This window comes from Streptomyces sp. NPDC036764, from assembly GCF_055609385.1.
In genome coordinates, this window is record NZ_JBVJPT010000020.1 from 89,196 (window position 1) to 107,568 (window position 18,373).

Below are 18,373 nucleotides of genomic sequence, written 5' to 3' on the forward strand. Positions count from 1 at the left end.
CCGGCACGCCACCGCATCACGCGGTACCAGCAGCACTCATCACTTCAAGGCTCAGTTCAGCAAGTACGTCAGACCTCTTCAGCGGAAGGCTTTCAATCGCATGGACGCGGTGGACAGGCAGCTCATCCAGGCCCTGAGGGAGAACGGCCGGGCCTCCTACGCGGAGCTGGGGCGCCTCGTCGGACTGTCGGGCCCCAGCGTCACCGACCGCATCAACCGGCTGGAGGCGGCCGGCGTCATCACCGGCTACCGCGCCACCGTCGACTCCGCCTCGCTCGGTCTCGGCGTCACCGCGCTGATCGGCATCTCGCTGTCCGACGCCACCGACCACGAGGACGTGGCGAACCGCCTGCGCGACCTGGGCGAGATCGAGGACTGCTGGTTCATCGCGGGCGACGACTCCTACATGCTCAAGGTGCGCGCGGCCGACGTGGACGGCCTGGAGAAGATCATCCGGCGGCTCAGCGGCACCACGGGTGTGTCCCGGACCCGTACGACGATCGTGCTCTCCACGAAGTGGGAGAACCGGGTCGGGGGACTGCCCGAAGAGGTGTAGGCGCCTTGAGCGCTGTCTGGGGGCACCTCCCGCCCGAAGGGTGGGGGCGTACGGTTGGACGGGTCGTCGGAGAAAGGTGTGGGTATGGACGTCGGGCTCAAGCGCGAGCTGGAGGAGAAGGTCAGGGCCGGTGAACGGCTGACCCGTGAGGACGGCATCGCGCTGTACGAGTCGGACGACCTGGCGTGGCTCGGCGGCCTCGCCCACGAGGTGCGCACGCGCAAGAACGGCGACGTCGTCCACTTCAACGTCAACCGCCACCTCAACATGACCAACGTGTGCACGGCCTCCTGCGCTTACTGCTCCTTCCAGCGCAAGCCGGGCGAGAAGGACGCGTACACGATGCGCATCGAGGAGGCCGTGAAGCTGGCCAGGTCGATGGAGGCGGAGAACCTCACGGAACTCCACATCGTCAACGGCCTGCACCCGAACCTGCCGTGGCGCTACTACCCGCGCTCGCTGCGGGAGCTGAAGGCGGCCCTGCCGAACGTCTCCCTGAAGGCGTTCACGGCCACGGAGATCCACCACTTCGAGACGATCAGCGGGCTGTCCGCCTCGGAGATCCTCGACGAGCTCATCGACGCCGGTCTGGAGTCCCTGACCGGCGGCGGCGCGGAGATCTTCGACTGGGAGGTCCGTCAGCACATCGTGGACCACCGCACCCACTGGGAGGACTGGTCCCGCATCCACCGCCTGGCGCACGAGAAGGGTCTCAAGACGCCCTCCACCATGCTCTACGGCCACATCGAGGAGCCGCGCCACCGCGTCGACCACGTCCTGCGCCTGCGTGAGCTCCAGGACGAGACGAACGGCTTCCAGGTCTTCATCCCGCTGCGCTACCAGCACGACTTCGTCGACATGAAGGACGGCAAGGTACGCAACCGGCTCCAGGCCCGCACCCAGATGGCCACCGGCGCCGAGGCCCTGAAGACCTTCGCGGTCTCCCGGCTGCTCTTCGACAACGTCCCGCACGTGAAGGTCTTCTGGGTCATGCACGGCGTGCAGACCGCCCAACTGGCCCTCCAGCACGGCGCCGACGACATGGACGGCTCGGTCGTCGAGTACAAGATCACCCACGACGCGGACAACTTCGGCACCCCGAACAAGCTGACCCGCGAGGACCTCCTGGACCTGATCCGGGACGCGGGCTTCCGCCCGGTGGAGCGCAACACGCGCTACGAGATCATCCGCGAGTACGACGGCCCGGACCCGGAGCGCCGCGAGTCCCCGCAGCCCATGCGGGTGTGATTCAACTGCCCTGAGGACGCGGGTTCGTAAGGGATACGATGACCTCGTGTCCCTTACTTTCACACTCGACCCCGCCGTCACCCCCGCCCTGCGCGACGGCATCCTCGACCTGTGGACCGACGTCTCCAACAAGGGCGGAGCCGTCGGGTTCGTGCCGCCGGTGGCGCGCGAGGACGTCCGGCCGGAGCTGGTGCGGCACTTCGTGGCGATGGCGGAGGGGCGTTGCCGACTGCTGGTCGGGCACGACGCCGCGGGCGAGGTGGCCGCGACGGCGTTCTTCACCTTCAACACGCACCGGCTGATGACCCACTGGGCGTGGCTGTACACGGTGATGGTGCATCCCCGGCACCAGGGCAAGGGCTACGGCCGCGACCTGCTGACCGCCGCCGAGCGGTCGGCCCGCACCTTCGAGGGCGTCGAGGCGATCCGGCTCACCTGCCGGGGCGGCCTCGGCCTGGAGCGCTTCTACGGCTCCTGCGGCTACAAGGAGGTCGGCCGGATCCCGGACGCCATCCGGGTCGCGCCGGGCCACGACCGGGACGACGTGATCATGCTGCTGCCGCTCGACCGGACCACCGGCTGACCCCCCTGCAAGATCGGCGGTCCGCCGTGCTTCACTGGGCAGTGGCCCTTTTTGGAATCGGAAGAGTGGATTGAGATGCTCCGCTACACACTGATGCGCCTCGGGATCTTCGTGGGCTGCCTCGTGGTCGTCTGGGGCCTTGTCTACTCCGGCCTCGCCCCGCGCGGCCTCGGCGACTCCAACGGCATGTGGATCGTGCTGCTCGCCCTGCTGCTCTCGGCCCCGATCAGCTTCGTGATCCTGCGCAAGGAGCGTGACCGCGCCTCTGTCGGGATCGTCCAGCGCGTCGACCGCATGAAGGCCAACCTGGAGGCGAACCGCAGCCAGGAGGACGTCGCGGACGACACGGCCCGCGCGCAGGGGCAGACCTCCTAGTACCCGGCGGTAGCCGCGCGAACGCGGCCTCTACCCTTGTCCCGATCAATGGTGCGCGACGGCCGGATCCACCCCTGTGGCACGGCTGTCGGCACCGGCATTCGTGAACATAAGGGGGAACCGTGGCACGAGCGCGCGCGCAACAAGGCGCACGACGCGTTGCCGAGGCCGTCATCTCCGGTACCGATCCCAAAGCGGCCGCGCAGGAGGAACTGCGGCGGCAGGCAGGCGGCCGGGGGACCCGGGCGGACGGCGATCAGTACGACGCCCAGGGCCAGGGCATCGACCCGGCAGACTTCCCGGCCGCACGGGAACAGGGCGGCTCCACCGCCACCGTGATGCGGCAGAAGACCGTGCCGCTGGACGAGGCCGGGGAGGCGCTCGGCCGCAGCGAGCAGGTCCGCGAGGGCACCGAGACGGTGCACGCCATCTGCCCGATGGTGATCCCCAAGGGCCGCTCGATCATCTCCATGCTGCCGGTGCTGATGCTGCTCCTGCTGGGCGCGGCGGGCGCGGGCATCGTCGGCGCGTCCGGCGCGGACGTGCTGACCAACCCCCTGTTCGGCGTGCACTACTGGGTCGTCTCGCTGCTCGCCGTCGCCTTCGTGTGGTGGCGCCAGGGCATGGTCATGGTTCCCGACGGCTGCCAGGCGATGATCACCCGCTTCGGCAAGCTGGAGAAGGTCGTCGGACCGGGCCGGATCGTACTGCTGAGCCCGTGGAAGCGGGTGTCGTACATCGTCAACACCACGATCGAGTACCCGTTCAACGCGCCGGTGCGCGAGGCACCGACCAAGGGCGGCGTGAAGGCGTCGATCGACCTGTTCATCCAGTTCCGGATCAGCGATCCGACCGAGTTCGTCTACACGCTGGGCGCGGTGCGCGGCTTCGAGGAGAAGCTGAGCAACGCGGTGAGCGAGACGATCCGCACCCTCGTCTACGAGCAGGAAGCCGCCGGCATCTACGACATGGTCGGCGAGGACACCGGCCGGCTGCTGGACCTGCTCAACCAGCAGTTCCGCCCGGCCGTCGAGCTGACCAACGCCAACATCACCCACGCCGAACCGTCCGACCAGCGCTACCGCATGGACCTGGCGGCGCCCGAGATGGTGCGCGTGGCGAAGGAGGCGTACACGCACGAGTACGCGCTCCAGCTCCGCAAGGAGCAGGACGAGGGCGACCTCACCCGCGAACTCGCCTCCAGCCACGAGACGCTCTCCGCGATCCAGGCCGACATCGCCCAGTACCAGGCGCAGATGGACACGGCCGTGGAGCGCGAGACCAACCGCGCCGAGGCCCTCGCCCGCCAGCGCTACGTCCAGGCCGAGTCGGAGGCGAAGGCCAACGCGGCCCTGCTGGAGGCGCAGGCCCTCGACATCCGCGCGGTGACCGCCGCCGAGGCGCCGGAGATCCTGGAGTACCGCTACCAGCAGCAGGTGCTGGACACCCTGGAGCAGGTCGCCGACCACCTGCCGCGGCTGGTGCGCATCGGCGGCGCGACGGACGGCGGCGGCTCCGGCATCGACTTCCTGGAGCTGGCCCGCGAGTTGGTCGGCGAGCGCGGCACGGAACTCTTCACCGACGAGGACATGGCCGCCGTACGGGAGCGGCTCGGCGAGGTGTCCGAGCGGATCGCCGCGCGCGAGGCGGAGATCGGCGCGCTGCTGGCGGCCGAGCGGCCGACGGTGCCGCAGGTTCCCGACCAGCCCGCACCGGCCGACGACTCCGACGGCTCCGACGCTGCCGAGGAGGCCGCCCGATGAGCACCGCCCGTTCCCACCGCAGGTCGGTCATCTCCGAGAAGGTCGCCCCCTGGGCCGACATCGCGCGGCTGCTGCGCGGCGGCGAGGCCGACACCCTGATCCCGGTCATCATCCCCCGCCACCGGCGCCGCATCTGGTGGATGCTGCCGCTGTGGCTCGGCGTCTACGCCCTGTTCATGGGCGTGATGCTGTCCCTGCAGGAGGCGGACGCCGAGTCGGCCGCCGGGGACCTCGCCTACGGCACCCTCGCCATGCTGTCCTACGCCGGCGGTGCCGTGCTGCTGCTGATCGGCGCGTTGTGGTGGTGGCGCTCCTCGATCGTGGAGATCGAGCAGGGCACCAACGGTGTGCTGACGCGCTACGGCGCCGTCGTGCGCACCCTGGACGCCGGCCGCCACTACCTGTGGCACCCGTGGTCGCGGGTCGACTACGTCGTCGACACGGCCACCGAGATCCCGTACTCCGCGCCCGTGATGGCCTGCCCGACGCAGGAGAACGTGCCGCTGCGCTCGATCGAGTTCTTCCTGAAGTTCCGCATCACCGACGCCGTGCTGTTCGTGCGCACCATCGGCGCGGGCAACTTCGACCTGGTGCTCTCCAGCGCCGTGCAGGACGCCATCCGCCAGCGCGCCCGCAAGATGCGCACCGAGCGGGCGTACGACCTGCGCGGCTCGGACGTCGCCGACATGCAGGAGCTGCTCAACCGCCAGCTCTCCGGCTACGGCGTGCGCATCACCGGCTCCAACATCCCGGACGTGCAACTGCCGGCGCAGTACCAGCAGCACCTGGCCACCCGGGAGCGGGTCGCCAAGGAGCGCACGGCGTACGACCAGGAGTGGGGCCTGATCCGCAAGCGCCGCATCGACCAGCTCGGCATGGACATCGAGCGCGCCAAGAAGGTTCGCGACGCCCGGATCGTCGAGGTCAAGGCCGCGCTGAACCGGGCCCGCGAGGAGGTCGCCCAGTTGCTCGAGCAGCAGGAGACCAACGCCCAGCGGGTGCGGTTCGAGATCGAGACGCGGGGCCGCAGCGGTCTGATCGCCGCCGAGAACGAGGCCCGCGCCCAGCGCGCCCTCGCCAAGGCCTACCGCGACAACCGCGCCGTCCTGCAGTACGAACTGGCCCGGCGCCGCCTGGAGGTGGGCGCGAAGCTCGCCGGCCGGGCACCGCAGCCGGTGGTCGTGCGCACCGACGGTACCGGCGCCGACACCTCGGCCCTGTCCACCCTGCTCACCGCGCAGTTGCTGCCCCGGCTGACGGCCCTGCCGCCCGTCGACGGGCAGTTGCTGACGGACCGGGTGGCACGGTTCGCCGACGAGCTGAGCGACGACAAGTAGGGCAGGCGTTTTCGGCGGGCCGGGTGGGATCTCCCTCCCGGCCCGTACGCTAACGGCCATGGGTGCCGTGAAGACCAAACGGATGCCGCGGGCCGTCCGTGAGCAGCAGATGCTGGACGCCGCCGTGCGGACCTTCGGCAGGCGCGGGTACATGGCCGCGTCGATGGACGAGATAGCCGAACTGGCCGGTGTCTCCAAGCCGTTGGTGTATCTGTACCTGAACTCCAAGGAAGACCTCTTCACCGCCTGCATCCGGCGCGAGGCCGCCGCGCTCGTCGCTGCCGTACGCTCCGGCGTGCGCACCGAGCTGCCCGCCGACCGCCAGCTCTGGGACGGGCTGCGCTCGTTCTTCGCCCACACCTCGCACTACCCGGACGCCTGGTCCGTCCTGCATCTCCAGGCCCGCACCCACGGCGAGCCGTTCGCGACCGAGGTCGCCGCGATGCGCGCGGAGATCGTCGCGTTCGTCACGGACCTGATTCTCGTGGCCGCCCGCGAGGCACACCGTGACCCCGACCTCCCGGCGAGCGAGGTCGCCGGTCTCGCCGAAGCGCTGGTGGGCGCCGCCGAGTCGCTCGCCGACTGGGCCAACACCACGCCGGGCGTGAACGCGCGGCAGGCGGCGGCCACCCTCATGAACTTCGCGTGGGCCGGTCTGGGCAACCTGATGGACGGCAGACCCTGGACGCCGCCGGAGGCCGCTCACGAGGTGAGCGGATAGACCTCCCCGGTCAGGTGGACGCGGTCGTCGCCGCGCAGCTCGAACCGGCCGCCCTGCGCGGCGTACGTCACCGTCCCCGGCAGCAGCACCGGCGCCCGGAAGTCCGCCCGTACCCGCACCGCGTCCGGTGTGCCGTGGGCGGCGAGGCAGCGGGCCACCGTCCACATGCCGTGCGCGATGGCGCGCGGGAAGCCGAACAGGCGGGCGGTGAGGACGTGCAGGTGGATGGGGTTGCGGTCACCGGAGGCGGCGCCGTAGCGGCGTCCGACGTCCCCGGCGATGCGCCACTGGTCGACCGGCGGTAGCGGCTTCGGCTCCTCGGCCGGCCGCACCGTCGCGCCGGCGCCCGGGGTGTTCGTACGGTGCCGGGCGAGATACCTGCTCGTCGACTCCCACACGACGCTCTCTCCCGACCGCACCTCGGTGACCACGACGGCCTCGGTGCCCCGGCGATGCGGCACCAGCCCGTCCACGTGCGCGCACACCTCGTACGCGCCGGTCGCGGGCATCGCCGTGTGCCGGGTGATCTCGATGGAGGTGTGGACGAGTCCGAGCAGCGGCAGCGGGAACTCCCGCTCGCTCATCAGCCGCATGGCCAGCGGGAAGCCCAGGACATGCGGATAGGTGAGGGGCAGCGCGTCGTCGCCGGTCGCGAAGCCGCACACCCGCTCGTACGCCGCCAGCCGCGCCAGGTCGACGCCCGTGCCGGGCAGCACGAGCCGGGTGCGGGGGAACTCCGCACCGGGACGCGGCCGTTTGAAGGCGGAGAGCGCCGCGCCCCGGGCGAGCAGGGCCGTAAGGGAGGGGGCGCCGGTCAGGACGGTCGTCGGCATCAGGCCCCCAGCAGGCTCTGGCCGCAGACCCGGACGACCTGGCCGTTCACAGCGCCCGACGCGGGGTGCGCCAGCCAGGCGGTCGTCTCGGCGACGTCGGCCGGCAGCCCGCCCTGCGCGAGGGAGTTCATGCGCCGGCCCGCCTCCCGGATGAACAGGGGGACGGCGGCGGTCATCTTCGTCTCGATGAAGCCGGGCGCGACCGCGTTCACGGTCACCCCGTGCTCGGCGAGCGCGCGCGGCGCCAGGGAGCGGACGAGGCCCACGACACCTGCCTTGCTCGCGCCGTAGTTGGTCTGCCCGGCGTTCCCCGCGAGCCCCGCGATCGACGCCGTCGCCACGATCCGGCCGCCCTCCCGCAGGGTGCCGCCGGCCAGCAGCGCGTCCGTCGTGCGCAGCACGCTCGCGAGGTTCACGTCGAGCACCGAACTCCAGCGTTCGGCTGGCATGTTGACCAGCCGCCGGTCGCGGGTGATGCCGGCGTTGTGCACGAGCACGTCCAGTCCGTCGGGCAGCGCGGCCGCGATCCGCGCTCCGGCGTCGTCGGCGGTGATGTCCAGCGCGAGCGCGGTGCCGCCGAGCCGGTCCGCCACGCGCCGCGCGTCCTGCTCGGCCTGCGGCACGTCCAGTACGACGACCCGGGCGCCGTCCCTGGCCAGCGTCTCGGCGACCGCCTCGCCGATGCCGCGGGCGGCGCCGGTGACCAGGGCGGTGCGGCCGGTGAGGGGACGCTCGGGGTCCTCGGGCGCGGTGACGTCCTGCGGGCCGACCTCGACGACCTGGCCGCTGACGTAGGCCGACTTGGGGGAGAGGAGGAAGCCGAGGGTCGACGCGGCGGCGAGCGCGTCCGTCAGCCGCACCAGGTTCACGGTCCTGCCGCGCCCGATCTCCTTGCCGAGCGAGCGCGTGAAGCCCTCCAGGGCCTGCTGGGCGGCCGCCTGGTGATGGTCGGCGGGGTCGAGGGGCGCGCCGAGGACGACGATCCGGCCGCTCTGCGCCACCGACCGCACGACCGGGTGCAGCGCCGCGTGCACCTCGGCCAGCGTCTCGACGTCCCGCACTCCCGTGGCGTCCACGACGACGGCCGCCGGGTGCTCGCAGGCGGCGGTCAGGCCGAGGCCCGTCGCGGCGAGGTCGAGGTCCGACTTGCCGGCCGTGAGGAGCAGCCGGTCGCCCTGGAGCGCGGGCCGCTCGGGCGAGAAGCGTTTCAGCGGCGCGGGCTGAGGCAGCCCCAGGCGGCGGGTGAGGAAGCGGCCGGGTGCGGTGCCGGTGAAGCTCAGATAGCGGTCGGCCATGTGCGACTCCCAGTGCGCTCCGGAACTGACTCCGGAGTAAGGTTACCGGAGGTAAGTCCATGGTGGACGTGAGGAGTGGGTGGAGATGAGCTCCGGCGTGAGCGGCGCCCGTATCGTGGCGACGCCTGCCAAGTCGCCTGCTGAGCGCGGCGGTTCGGGGCGCGGGACGATCTCGGTCCGCGCAGGCGGCGGGCAGGGCGCGACGGTGATCCTGGAGCGAGGGTAAGGATCGGGTGAGACGAAGCTGAGTGCCCCTCACATAACCCCCGAGGTTGCACATACCCGGCTCCGGACCACCGCCGAACCCGCACAACCCCCACACGCGCGAGACGTACGATCACCTGCCTAACCAGCGGTAACCCCTTTCCGCAGGCCTCCGCAGGTGAACGTCATGGTGCGCGAGGCACGTACGTCATGCAGCAAGCAGTTTTCCTCGCTGCCGTCGCAGGAGCCGCCCGTGTCCACCTCGCTTCCGTCCTTCGCCCCCTCGGCCGCCTACCACGATGCCCCGGGACCGACCCTGGTGCAGCCGGAGACGAGGCGGTTGGACGGCGTCGTACGGGAGGCGTACGTACCGCCGTTCGCGCCACCGGTCACCCATGGCTCCCTCGCGGACCTGCCCTTCGACAACGCGGACGCGGCTCCCGACGCCGTGGTCCTCAGCCGCAAGGGTGCGGACGGGCAGTGGGCGGACGTGACGGCGGCTCAGTTCGCCGAGCAGGTGCAGTCGGTGGCGAAGGGACTGATCGCCGAGGGCCTGGTGCCCGGCGACCGGATCGCCGTCATGGCCCGCACCTGCTACGAGTGGACCCTGCTCGACTTCGCCGCCTGGGCGGCCGGCCTGGTGACGGTCCCGGTCTATCCCACCTCCTCCGTCTTCCAGACCCGCTGGATCCTCCAGGACTCGGGCGCGGTGGCCCTGGTCGCCGAGACCGCGGGCCAGGCCGCCGCCCTCGGCCCCGAGCTGGACCGGGTGCCCGACCTGCGCCACATGTGGGTGATGGAGAAGGGCCATGTGGAGCGGCTGGCGGAGGCCGGCGCGCAGCAGCCCGATGGGGAAGTGGCCGTACGGCGGGGCATGCTGGTGCCGGACACGCTGGCGACCCTCGTCTACACCTCCGGCACCACCGGCCGCCCCAAGGGCTGCGCGCTGACGCACGGCAACTTCTTCGCCGAGGTCGACAACGCCATCGAGCTGCTCTACCCGATCTTCAAGGCGCGGACCAGCGAAGAGGCGTCGGTGCTGCTCTTCCTGCCGATGTCGCACGTCTTCGGCCGGATGGTGGCGGTGGCCTGCGTGCGGGCCAGGGTGCGCCTCGGTCACGCGCCGAGTCTGAAGGCGGAGGATCTGCTGCCGGACCTGGCGGCCTTCCGCCCGACCTGCCTGCTGACCATCCCCTACATGCTGGAGAAGGTCTTCAACTCCGCCCGCGCCAAGGCCGAGACGGGCGGCCGTGTCTCGTCCTTCGACCGCGCGGCATCGGTCGCCGAACGCTACGGCGAGGCGCTGGAGGCCCGCGCGTCCGGGACCGGCGGCGGCCCGAACACGGCCCTCAAGGCCGCCCGCACCTTCTACGACCCCCTGGTCTACCGCCGTATCCGCAACGCGATGGGTGGCCGGGTGAAGTACGCGATCTGCGGCGGCTCCCCGCTCGGCCGGCGCCTGGCCGCCTTCTACGCCGGGGCGGGCATCGAGATCTACGAGGGCTACGGCCTCACGGAGACGACCGCCGCCGCGACCGTGACACCGCCGCTCAAGCCCCGCCTGGGCACCGTCGGCTGGCCGCTGCCCGGCACCCGGGTCCGCATCGCCGCCGACGGCGAGATCCTCATCGCCGGCGACCAGGTGCTGCGCGGCTACTGGGACCCGGCCGCCGGCGGCGTCGTCCCGGCCGCGGCGGACGGCTGGCTGTCCACCGGCGACATCGGCGCCCTGGACGACGAGGGCTACCTGACGATCACCGGCCGTAAGAAGGAACTCCTCATCACCGCGGGCGGCAAGAGCGTGGCCCCGGCACCGCTGGAGAACTGGCTGCGCTCGCACCCGCTGATCTCCCAGTGCATGGTCGTGGGCGACCGCCGTCCCTACGTCTCGGCGCTGGTCACCCTGGACATGGACGGCGTCACCCACTGGCGCCGGATGAACGGCAAGCACGCGGTCCCGGCCGAACTCCTCGTGGACGACGACGAGTTGCGGGCGATCCTGCAACGCGCGATCGACGAGGCGAACAAGCTGGTGTCCCGGCCGGAGTCCATCCGCCGGTTCGCGATCCTGCCGACCGACTTCACGGAGATGGCGGGGCATCTGACGCCGTCGATGAAGCTGCGCCGGGACGTGGTCATGCGGGACTTCGCGGGTGAGGTGGAGGAACTGTATGCGAAGTAGCCGGGCAGGGTCGGCTTCCCGGCCCGTGCCCGGTTCTCGTGTGCAGAGGCCACGGAAAACGGTTGCCGTCTCGTTACGACAACCTCTTGACGTGACATGCCGTCTCCGCGTTGGCTACCGCCCACCCGGGTAGCAACGCCGCTCCTCCGCTCGGAAGGCCCCGCAGTGAACGCTCGAACCCCCCACGCCTGTGCCGTACGCCGTACCGGCATGGCCCTCGTCGCCTCCGCCTCGGCGATGTCGCTCGCCGCGTGCGGCGTCATCGGCGGCATCGGGGGCGGTGACAGCACGGCCTCGCCGCAGAAGGGCGACGACATCACGGTGGGGCTGCTGCTGCCCGACAAGGAGACCGCCCGCTTCGAGAAGTTCGACCACCCGCTCATCAAGAAGGAAGTCGGCACCCTCACCGACGGCAAGGGCAAGGTCGTCTACGCCAACGCCGAGGCGAGCCCGAAGAAGCAGAGCGAGCAGTTCCAGCAGATGATCGACGACAAGGTCGACGTCGTCCTGGTGGACGCGGTGGACGCCAAGGCCATCGCCCCTCAGGTGCAGAAGTCGAAGGACGCGGGGATCCCTGTCATCGCCTACGACCGCCTGGCCGAGGGGCCCATCGACGCGTACGTCTCCCACGACAACGAGCTCGTCGGCGAGGTGCAGGCCCGCTCCCTCGTCGAGGAACTCGGCGACAAGGCCGCGAGCAGCAAGGTCGTCATGATGAACGGCGACCCCGCCGACCCGAACACGGACCGGTTCAAGAAGGGCGCCCTCGCGGAGCTCGACGGCGCGGTGAACATCGTCAAGAAGTACGACACCGAGAAGTGGTCGCCCGCGGTCGCCAAGGCCAACATGCGCAAGGCGATCGCCGCCGTCGGGGTCGGCGGCATCGGAGCCGTCTACTCGGCGAACGACGGCATGGCCGGCGCCGTGATCGACGCGCTCAAGGAGGCCGGCGCGAGCAAGATCCCGCCGGTGACCGGGCAGGACGCGAACCTGGACGCGGTGCAGCGGATCGTCTCGGGCGAGCAGTTCATGACGGTGTACAAGCCCTTCCTGCTGGAGGCGACCAACGCCGCGAAGATGGCCGTGTACAAGGTGCAGGGCCGCGACCTCGAGTTCGACTCGCTGACCCAGGACTCGGTCGACAGCCCCACCGAGGACGACATCCCGGCCCAGCTCGTGACGGTGGTCGCCCTGACGAAGGCCAACATCGAGGAGACGGTGATCAAGGACGACGTCTACACCGTCGACCAGATCTGCACCCCCGAGTACAAGGCGGACTGCGACCAGCTCGGCCTGAAGTAACCGGCCCCGGCGGGCCGAGCGCGTCTCAACCCCCCTGCCCCGCGCTTGACTTCACAAGGTATCCGCGTCACATTCGCATTTCTGACACACCCTCAGAAATGTGGAGTCGTCCAGGCGGGAGCTGCCTCCGTGACCACCAACGCGCACCCTTCCCGAAGACACGTCCTCGCCGCCGGCGCCGCGGGCACGGCCGCCACGGCCCTCGGGCTCACCGCGGCCTCCCAGCAGGCCGCGCGTGCGGCCGACCTGCCCCTCCTCGGCACGTACGACGTCGTGGTCGTCGGCTCGGGCGCGGCCGGCATGACCGCCGCCCTCACCGCGGCGAGGCAGGGCCTGAGCTGTGTGGTGCTGGAGAAGGCGCCCACCTTCGGCGGGTCCGCCGCCCGGTCCGGTGCCGGGATCTGGATCCCGAACAACTCGGTGCTCCTCGCGGCGGGCGTGCCGGACACCCCCGCGAAGGCCGCCGCCTATCTCGCCGCCGTCGTCGGCCCGGACGTGCCCGAGGAACGGCAGCGGGCCTTCCTCGCCCACGGCCCGGCGATGCTCTCCTTCGTCATGGCCCACAGCCCCCTGCGCTTCCGCTGGATGGAGGGGTACAGCGACTACTACCCCGAGCTGCCCGGCGGCCTGCCGAACGGCCGCTCCATCGAACCCGACCAGCTCGACGGCAACCTCCTGGGCGCCGAACTGGCCCACCTGAACCCTCCGTACATGGACGTGCCCGCCGGCATGGTCGTCTTCAGCGCCGACTACAAGTGGCTGGCCCTGGCCGCGGTGAACGCCAAGGGCGCCGCCGTCGCCGCGCAGTGTCTGGCGCGCGGCACGGCGGCGGCCCTGCGCGGGGAGAAGCCGCTGACCATGGGGCAGTCCCTGGCGGCCGGGCTGCGGCTGGGGCTGCGCTCGGCGGGGGTGCCCGTGTGGCTGGGCACGCCGCTGACCGACCTGTACGTCGAGGACGGCGCGGTGAGCGGAGCGGTCGTCACCCGGGACGGCGGTCCCGGCCTGGTCCGCGCCCGGCGCGGCGTGATCGTCGGCTCGGGCGGCTTCGAGCACAACGCGGCGATGCGCGAGCAGTACCAGCGCCGGCCCATCGGCACGGACTGGACGGTCGGCGCGAAGGAGAACACCGGCGACGGCATCCGGGCCGGGCACCGGCTGGGCGCCGCCCTCGGCCTCATGGACGACGCCTGGTGGGGCCCGGCGATACCGATCCCCGGCCGGCCGTACTTCTGCCTGACCGAACGCACCCTCCCCGGCGGCCTGCTGGTCAACTCGGCCGGCGCCCGCTTCGTCAACGAGGCCGCCCCTTACAGCGACGTCGTCCACACCATGTACGACGTCAACGACACCAGCCCGGCCATCCCGTCCTGGCTGATCGTCGACCAGCACTACCGCAACCGCTACCTCTTCAAGGACGTCCTGCCGACTCTGCCCTTCCCCGCCGACTGGTACGGCTCGGGCGCCGCGCACAAGGCATGGACCCTGGACGCGCTCGCCGGCTCGATAGGCGTCCCGGCGGCGGCCCTGCGCACCACGGTGGACCGCTTCAACGCCCAGGCCCTGAAGGGGAAGGACCCCGACTTCCACCGGGGCGACAGCGCCTACGACCACTACTACACGGACCCCTACGTGCTGCCGAACTCCTGCCTCGCCCCGCTCTGGCTGCCCCCGTACCACGCCTTCCGCATCGTCCCCGGCGACCTCGGCACCAAGGGCGGCCTGCTCACCGACGCCCGCGCCCGGGTGCTGCGGGAGGACGGCTCGGTCATCCGCGGCCTGTACGCGGCGGGCAACGCGAGCGCGGCCGTCATGGGGCACAGCTACGCGGGCGCGGGCTCGACGATCGGCCCGGCGATGACGTTCGGGTACATCGCGGCGAAGGACATCGCCGGGAGTCCGTAGCGGCGGCTACCCGGGCTTCCTGACGATCAGGAACGCCTGCGCGGACGTCTCGCCCAGCGCCGGGTCCGGCTCGCGGACGGTGCGGGAGAGGAGGGCGAAGCCGGCCGCCGTCAGCAGCTCGGCGATGTGCTCCGGTTGCCGCCGCTGGAAGGTGAGCGCGACGGGGCGGCCGAAGGGCCGGTCGTGGTGCCGGTGTTCGTCGCCGGCCTGGAAGGCGACGAGCAGCGGCGCACCCGGGGCCAGCACACGGTGGAACTCGGCGAACAGGGCGGGCAGCCGGTCCACGGGCGTGTGGATGGAGGAGTAGAAGGACAGGGCGCCGGCCAGCGTGCCGTCGGGCAGGTCCAGCTCCAGCATCGACCCCTGCTCGAAACGCAGCCCCGGGTTCTCGCGGCGGGCGATCGCCAGCATCGACTCCGACAGATCGACCCCGAACACGGGCAGCCCCAGCGCGGCGAGGCGGGCCGTCGTCCGGCCCGGTCCGCAGCCCAGGTCGGCCACCGGCCCGTCCCCGTCGACGAGTTCGGCGAACAGCGTCAGGATCGCCCGCTCCACGGGCCTTCTCACGAGCTCGTCCTGGAAGAGCGCCGCGTAGTCCTCGGCGATCGCGTCGTAGAAGGTGCGGGTGGCGGTCAGGAAGTCTGCGTCGGTCATGGCCGGGGACCCTAACGAACGCCACTGACAAGGCCGCCGACCTCGGTCGACGCCGTCGGCTACACCCCGCCGCGCGTTCCGCCGGCCCCGATCGCGCTGCCGACGGCGACGCCGACGCACAGCCCCAGGGCGAGCCCGAGCGCGAGGTTGTCGAAGACGGTCAGCCCGAGCACCAGGCCGAGGGCCGTGCCGATGGACAGGCCGACGGACAGGCCCATCGCCAGTTTGTTGTCGGCGGGCGCGCCGCCCTCTTCCCCGTGGTTGTTCTCGTCACCGCTGGTCATCCGGCGATTCTGGCACGCGGGCCGCTCACGCCAGGCCCGCCGCCCGCAACAGCGCGGTGGCCCCGGCCGCCCCCAGCACCACGACCGGGAACGGCGCTCGCCGCCACGCGAGCACGCCCCCGACCAGCACCCCGGCCGGGCGCGCCCACCCCGCGAAGCCGCCCCCCTCCGTCAGCGCCCCCGTCGCGAGCAGTGCCACCAGCAGCACCACCGCGGCGGCCGACAGTAGTTCCTGCACACGGGCCGGGAGTTCGAGCCGCCCGTGCAGGGCCGGGCCGACCAGCCGGAAGGCGTACGTCCCCACCGCCAGCACCGAGATCACGGCGACCGTGGCGTTCACGCCGCCGCCCCCTTGCGGCCGTACCGGACCAGCCCCGCCAGCGCCAGCAGCACCGGTACCCCCGCGGGGACGGCCGGTGTCACGGCCAGCGCCAGTGCGGCGCCGAGCAGCGCGCACCGGCGGATGCGGGCGTCCGTGCGCAGGGTGGGCAGCACCAGCGCCACCAGTACGGCCGGGAAGGTGGCGTCGAGGCCGTATCTCGCCGTGTCGCCCAGCGCGGTTCCGGCGAGCGCGCCGGCCACGACGCCGGTGTTCCAGGCGGCGAACAGACCGAGTCCGTTCACCCAGAACGCCGCCCGGCGCCGCGCGGGGTCGGGCTGGGCGAGCGTGAAGGCCACCGTCTCGTCGGTGATGAGGTGGGCGCCGAGGAGGCGGGCGAGCCGGCTCCGGCCGCCGAGGACGTCCGCGACGGCGAGGCTGAAGGCGGCCGTGCGCGTGTTCAGCAGCAGTCCGGTGGCCGCCGCGGCGAGCGGCCCGCCCCCGGCCAGCAGCACGCCGACCGCGCTGAACTGCGCCGAGCCCGCGTACACGACCAGTGACATCGCCACCGGCACCCAGACCGGCAGCCCGCCGGCCACCGAGATCGCGCCGAAGGAGACGCCGACGACACCGCTCGCCAGCCAGACCAGTGCACTGTCGCGCACCAGGGGTGCCATCATCGGTGTTCGGAGAAGCGAACGCATGTTTCCCAGAATGAACAGCCCGTCGGCTGTTCGTCAAGCCGAACGAACGTACCTGTAGAGCGAACGACGGGAAGTGAACCGGATGAGCGAGCCCCTCACATGGATCGCCGTCGCCCTGCGCCGTGAGCGCACCCGGGCCGGGCTGTCGCTGTCGGAGCTGGCCAAGCGGGCGGGGATCGCGAAGTCCACGCTGTCCCAACTGGAGGCGGGCAGCGGAAATCCCAGCGTGGAGACGCTGTGGGCGCTGGGGGTCGCGCTCGGTGTGCCGTTCAGCGTGCTGGTGGAGCCGCCGGCGCCGGCCGTCCAGGTGATCCGGGCGGGTGAAGGGCCCACGGTCGCCTCGGAGCGGGCGGACTTCGTGGCCACCCTGTTCTCCGCCAGCCCGCCCGGCGCCCGCCGGGACATCTACCACCTGCGCGCGGAACCGGGCACGGCCCGGGAGTCGGATCCGCATATTCCGGGGACCGTGGAGCATCTGATCGTCAGCACGGGCCGGGTGAAGGCGGGTCCCCGGGGCGACGAGGCCGAGCTCGGGCCCGGTGACTACATGTCGTACCGCGGAGATGTGCCGCACTCCTACCGGGCGCTCGCGCCCGGGACGACGTTCGTGCTGGTCATGCAGCACATCTGAGAAAAGGCAGGAGCCCCTGGGAAAAGGCAGGAGCCCCGTCGCCTTGCGGCGTGGGGCTCCTTGGGTACTGCTCTCAGTTCCGGATCAAAGCACCAGGCTCCGAGACCGAATGATCAGACGGGGGTGACGTTCTCCGCCTGCGGGCCCTTCGGGCCCTGGGTCACGTCGAAGGAGACCTGCTGGTTCTCCTCCAGCGAACGGAAGCCGCTCGCGTTGATCGCGGAGTAGTGAACGAAGACGTCGGGGCCGCCGCCTTCTTGGGCGATGAAGCCAAAGCCCTTTTCGGCGTTGAACCACTTCACGGTTCCGGTAGCCATAAGCCCTCCTTGGGCCCAAAGGGTTGCCCTGCTCCAGAACCCTGCAAGTGTGAAAACAAAGTCCCGCACAACTGCATACGTCTGAAAACGACGAGAGCCCGCGGTTACATGCTCCGCAGGCTCTGTACTGCAAGGGAAACCAAACTGCAACTTGCGGCGAGCCTAGCACGCAGGCAGCCGAAAGCAATAGAGGTCAAGATCACGTCACTCGGACGTTTGAAGACCCGTGTCGGGGTTGACGGGATGTTGTGACGGGGGTGTCACCACCCTGAAGGGTGCACCGTACCTCATGGGGTCTAGTCTCGCGATGTGGACAATTCTCGCACCCGGCCGCGCGTAGGCCACATCCAGTTCCTGAACTGCCTGCCCCTCTACTGGGGGCTCGCGAGAACGGGCACCCTGCTCGACTTCGAGCTGACCAAGGACACGCCGGAGAAACTCAGCGAGCGTCTGGTGCGCGGCGACCTCGACATCGGGCCTATCACCCTCGTCGAGTTCCTGCGCAACGCCGAGGACCTGGTCGCCTTCCCCGACATCGCCGTCGGCTGCGACGGCCCGGTGATGTCGTGCGTGATCGTCTCGAAGGTCCCGCTGGACGAGCTGGACGGCGCCCGTGTCGCCCTCGGCTCGACCTCGCGCACCTCAGTCCGGCTGGCCCAGCTCCTGCTCGCCGAGCGCTACGGCGTCCGGCCCGACTACTACACCTGCCCGCCCGACCTCAGCCTGATGATGCAGGAGGCGGAGGCCGCCGTACTCATCGGGGACGCGGCACTGCGCGCGAACCTGCTGGACGGGCCGCGCTACGGCCTCGAGGTGCACGACCTCGGCGCGCTGTGGAAGGAGTGGACCGGCCTGCCCTTCGTCTTCGCCGTCTGGGCGGCGCGCCGGGACTACCTGGAGCGCGAACCGGTCATCACCCGCCGGGTCCACGAGGCGTTCCTCCACTCCCGCAACCTCTCCCTGGAAGAGGTGAGCAAGGTGGCCGAGCAGGCGGCCCGCTGGGAGGCCTTCGACGAGCGGGTCCTGGAGCAGTACTTCACCACCCTCGATTTCCGATTCGGCGTACCGCAGCTTGCGGCGGTCGCGGAGTTCGCGCGAAGGGTGGGGCCGACCACGGGATTTCCGGCGGATGTGAAGGTGGATCTGCTCCAGCCGTAAAGCGC

The 18,373-nt window shown here is 71.2% G+C and carries 20 protein-coding genes; 13 read left to right on the plus strand and 7 right to left on the minus strand.

Going from position 1 to position 18,373, the window contains the following annotated elements; genetic code table 11:
* The first annotated feature begins 100 nt into the window (after positions 1 to 100).
* From ACZ69Q_RS42335 to ACZ69Q_RS42365, 7 genes are all read left to right on the plus strand, one after another.
* Positions 101 to 556 (plus strand): Lrp/AsnC family transcriptional regulator, encoded by a 456-nt coding sequence (locus tag ACZ69Q_RS42335; protein ID WP_471053434.1) that lies wholly within the window; start codon positions 101 to 103, stop codon positions 554 to 556.
* A gap of 84 nt (positions 557 to 640) precedes the next feature.
* Positions 641 to 1,804 carry an aminofutalosine synthase MqnE gene (mqnE, locus tag ACZ69Q_RS42340; protein WP_471053437.1) on the plus strand — a complete coding sequence of 388 codons (1,164 nt, stop codon included), beginning with the start codon at positions 641 to 643 and terminating at the stop codon, positions 1,802 to 1,804.
* 46 nt (positions 1,805 to 1,850) lie between these two features.
* Complete coding sequence (locus ACZ69Q_RS42345) at positions 1,851 to 2,387, plus strand: GNAT family N-acetyltransferase (RefSeq protein ID WP_471053439.1); 537 nt, start codon at positions 1,851 to 1,853, stop codon at positions 2,385 to 2,387.
* 75 nt (positions 2,388 to 2,462) lie between these two features.
* Positions 2,463 to 2,762, plus strand: coding sequence for a DUF4229 domain-containing protein (locus ACZ69Q_RS42350; RefSeq protein ID WP_471053440.1), 300 nt, complete (start codon positions 2,463 to 2,465; stop codon positions 2,760 to 2,762).
* A gap of 122 nt (positions 2,763 to 2,884) precedes the next feature.
* Complete coding sequence (locus tag ACZ69Q_RS42355) at positions 2,885 to 4,525, plus strand: SPFH domain-containing protein (RefSeq protein ID WP_471053442.1); 1,641 nt, start codon at positions 2,885 to 2,887, stop codon at positions 4,523 to 4,525.
* Entirely contained in the window at positions 4,522 to 5,862 is a 1,341-nt protein-coding gene (locus tag ACZ69Q_RS42360) for an SPFH domain-containing protein (RefSeq protein ID WP_471053445.1), read from the plus strand. The genes ACZ69Q_RS42355 and ACZ69Q_RS42360 overlap by 4 nt, the downstream gene beginning before the upstream one ends.
* Before the next feature lie 58 nt (positions 5,863 to 5,920).
* Positions 5,921 to 6,583, plus strand: coding sequence for a TetR/AcrR family transcriptional regulator (locus ACZ69Q_RS42365; RefSeq protein WP_471053447.1), 663 nt, complete (start codon positions 5,921 to 5,923; stop codon positions 6,581 to 6,583).
* Here the strand turns inward: ACZ69Q_RS42365 and ACZ69Q_RS42370 are convergent.
* Both ACZ69Q_RS42370 and ACZ69Q_RS42375 read right to left on the minus strand, forming a co-directional pair.
* Positions 6,565 to 7,416, minus strand: coding sequence for a MaoC family dehydratase (locus ACZ69Q_RS42370; protein ID WP_471053450.1), 852 nt, complete (start codon positions 7,414 to 7,416; stop codon positions 6,565 to 6,567). The two genes, ACZ69Q_RS42365 and ACZ69Q_RS42370, sit on opposite strands and share 19 nt — an antisense overlap.
* Entirely contained in the window at positions 7,416 to 8,711 is a 1,296-nt protein-coding gene (locus ACZ69Q_RS42375; RefSeq protein WP_471053452.1) for a 3-oxoacyl-ACP reductase, read from the minus strand. The genes ACZ69Q_RS42370 and ACZ69Q_RS42375 overlap by 1 nt, the downstream gene beginning before the upstream one ends.
* 85 nt (positions 8,712 to 8,796) lie before the next feature.
* Between ACZ69Q_RS42375 and ACZ69Q_RS42380 the strand changes: the two genes are divergently transcribed.
* The 4 genes from ACZ69Q_RS42380 to kstD all read left to right on the plus strand — a co-directional run bounded on the left by ACZ69Q_RS42380 (position 8,797) and on the right by kstD (position 14,301).
* Entirely contained in the window at positions 8,797 to 8,937 is a 141-nt protein-coding gene (locus ACZ69Q_RS42380; RefSeq protein WP_471053455.1) for a hypothetical protein, read from the plus strand.
* A 231-nt stretch (positions 8,938 to 9,168) separates the two neighbouring features.
* On the plus strand, positions 9,169 to 11,097 hold the full coding sequence (locus ACZ69Q_RS42385) for an AMP-dependent synthetase/ligase (RefSeq protein WP_471053458.1): 1,929 nt from the start codon (positions 9,169 to 9,171) through the stop codon (positions 11,095 to 11,097).
* A gap of 210 nt (positions 11,098 to 11,307) precedes the next feature.
* A complete protein-coding gene (locus ACZ69Q_RS42390; RefSeq protein ID WP_471053607.1) occupies positions 11,308 to 12,399 on the plus strand; it encodes a sugar ABC transporter substrate-binding protein in 1,092 nt (363 codons plus the stop codon).
* A gap of 129 nt (positions 12,400 to 12,528) precedes the next feature.
* A complete protein-coding gene (kstD, locus tag ACZ69Q_RS42395; RefSeq protein ID WP_471053460.1) occupies positions 12,529 to 14,301 on the plus strand; it encodes a 3-oxosteroid 1-dehydrogenase in 1,773 nt (590 codons plus the stop codon).
* A gap of 6 nt (positions 14,302 to 14,307) precedes the next feature.
* Here kstD and ACZ69Q_RS42400 read toward each other — a convergent pair whose 3' ends face one another.
* Genes ACZ69Q_RS42400 through ACZ69Q_RS42415 form a run of 4 tightly spaced genes read right to left on the minus strand, consistent with a single transcriptional unit; the run spans position 14,308 to position 16,262 of the window.
* Positions 14,308 to 14,955 (minus strand): class I SAM-dependent DNA methyltransferase, encoded by a 648-nt coding sequence (locus ACZ69Q_RS42400; protein WP_471053463.1) that lies wholly within the window; start codon positions 14,953 to 14,955, stop codon positions 14,308 to 14,310.
* A gap of 59 nt (positions 14,956 to 15,014) precedes the next feature.
* Positions 15,015 to 15,239, minus strand: coding sequence for a glycine zipper domain-containing protein (locus ACZ69Q_RS42405; protein WP_471053465.1), 225 nt, complete (start codon positions 15,237 to 15,239; stop codon positions 15,015 to 15,017).
* Between the two features lie 25 nt (positions 15,240 to 15,264).
* Positions 15,265 to 15,579 (minus strand): AzlD domain-containing protein, encoded by a 315-nt coding sequence (locus ACZ69Q_RS42410; protein WP_471053468.1) that lies wholly within the window; start codon positions 15,577 to 15,579, stop codon positions 15,265 to 15,267.
* Positions 15,576 to 16,262 carry an AzlC family ABC transporter permease gene (locus tag ACZ69Q_RS42415; RefSeq protein ID WP_471053470.1) on the minus strand — a complete coding sequence of 229 codons (687 nt, stop codon included), beginning with the start codon at positions 16,260 to 16,262 and terminating at the stop codon, positions 15,576 to 15,578. Before ACZ69Q_RS42415 ends, ACZ69Q_RS42410 begins: the two co-directional genes overlap by 4 nt.
* Positions 16,263 to 16,344: 82 nt before the next feature.
* On the opposite strand from ACZ69Q_RS42415, the gene ACZ69Q_RS42420 reads away from it, so the two are divergent.
* Complete coding sequence (locus tag ACZ69Q_RS42420) at positions 16,345 to 16,893, plus strand: helix-turn-helix domain-containing protein (RefSeq protein ID WP_471053473.1); 549 nt, start codon at positions 16,345 to 16,347, stop codon at positions 16,891 to 16,893.
* 113 nt (positions 16,894 to 17,006) lie between these two features.
* On the opposite strand, the gene ACZ69Q_RS42425 is transcribed toward ACZ69Q_RS42420, so the two are convergent.
* Positions 17,007 to 17,210, minus strand: a complete 204-nt coding sequence (locus ACZ69Q_RS42425; RefSeq protein ID WP_003992177.1) for a cold-shock protein — start codon at positions 17,208 to 17,210, stop codon at positions 17,007 to 17,009.
* A gap of 309 nt (positions 17,211 to 17,519) precedes the next feature.
* On the opposite strand from ACZ69Q_RS42425, the gene ACZ69Q_RS42430 reads away from it, so the two are divergent.
* Entirely contained in the window at positions 17,520 to 18,368 is an 849-nt protein-coding gene (locus tag ACZ69Q_RS42430) for a menaquinone biosynthetic enzyme MqnA/MqnD family protein (protein ID WP_471053476.1), read from the plus strand.
* The last annotated feature ends 5 nt before the right edge of the window (positions 18,369 to 18,373 follow it).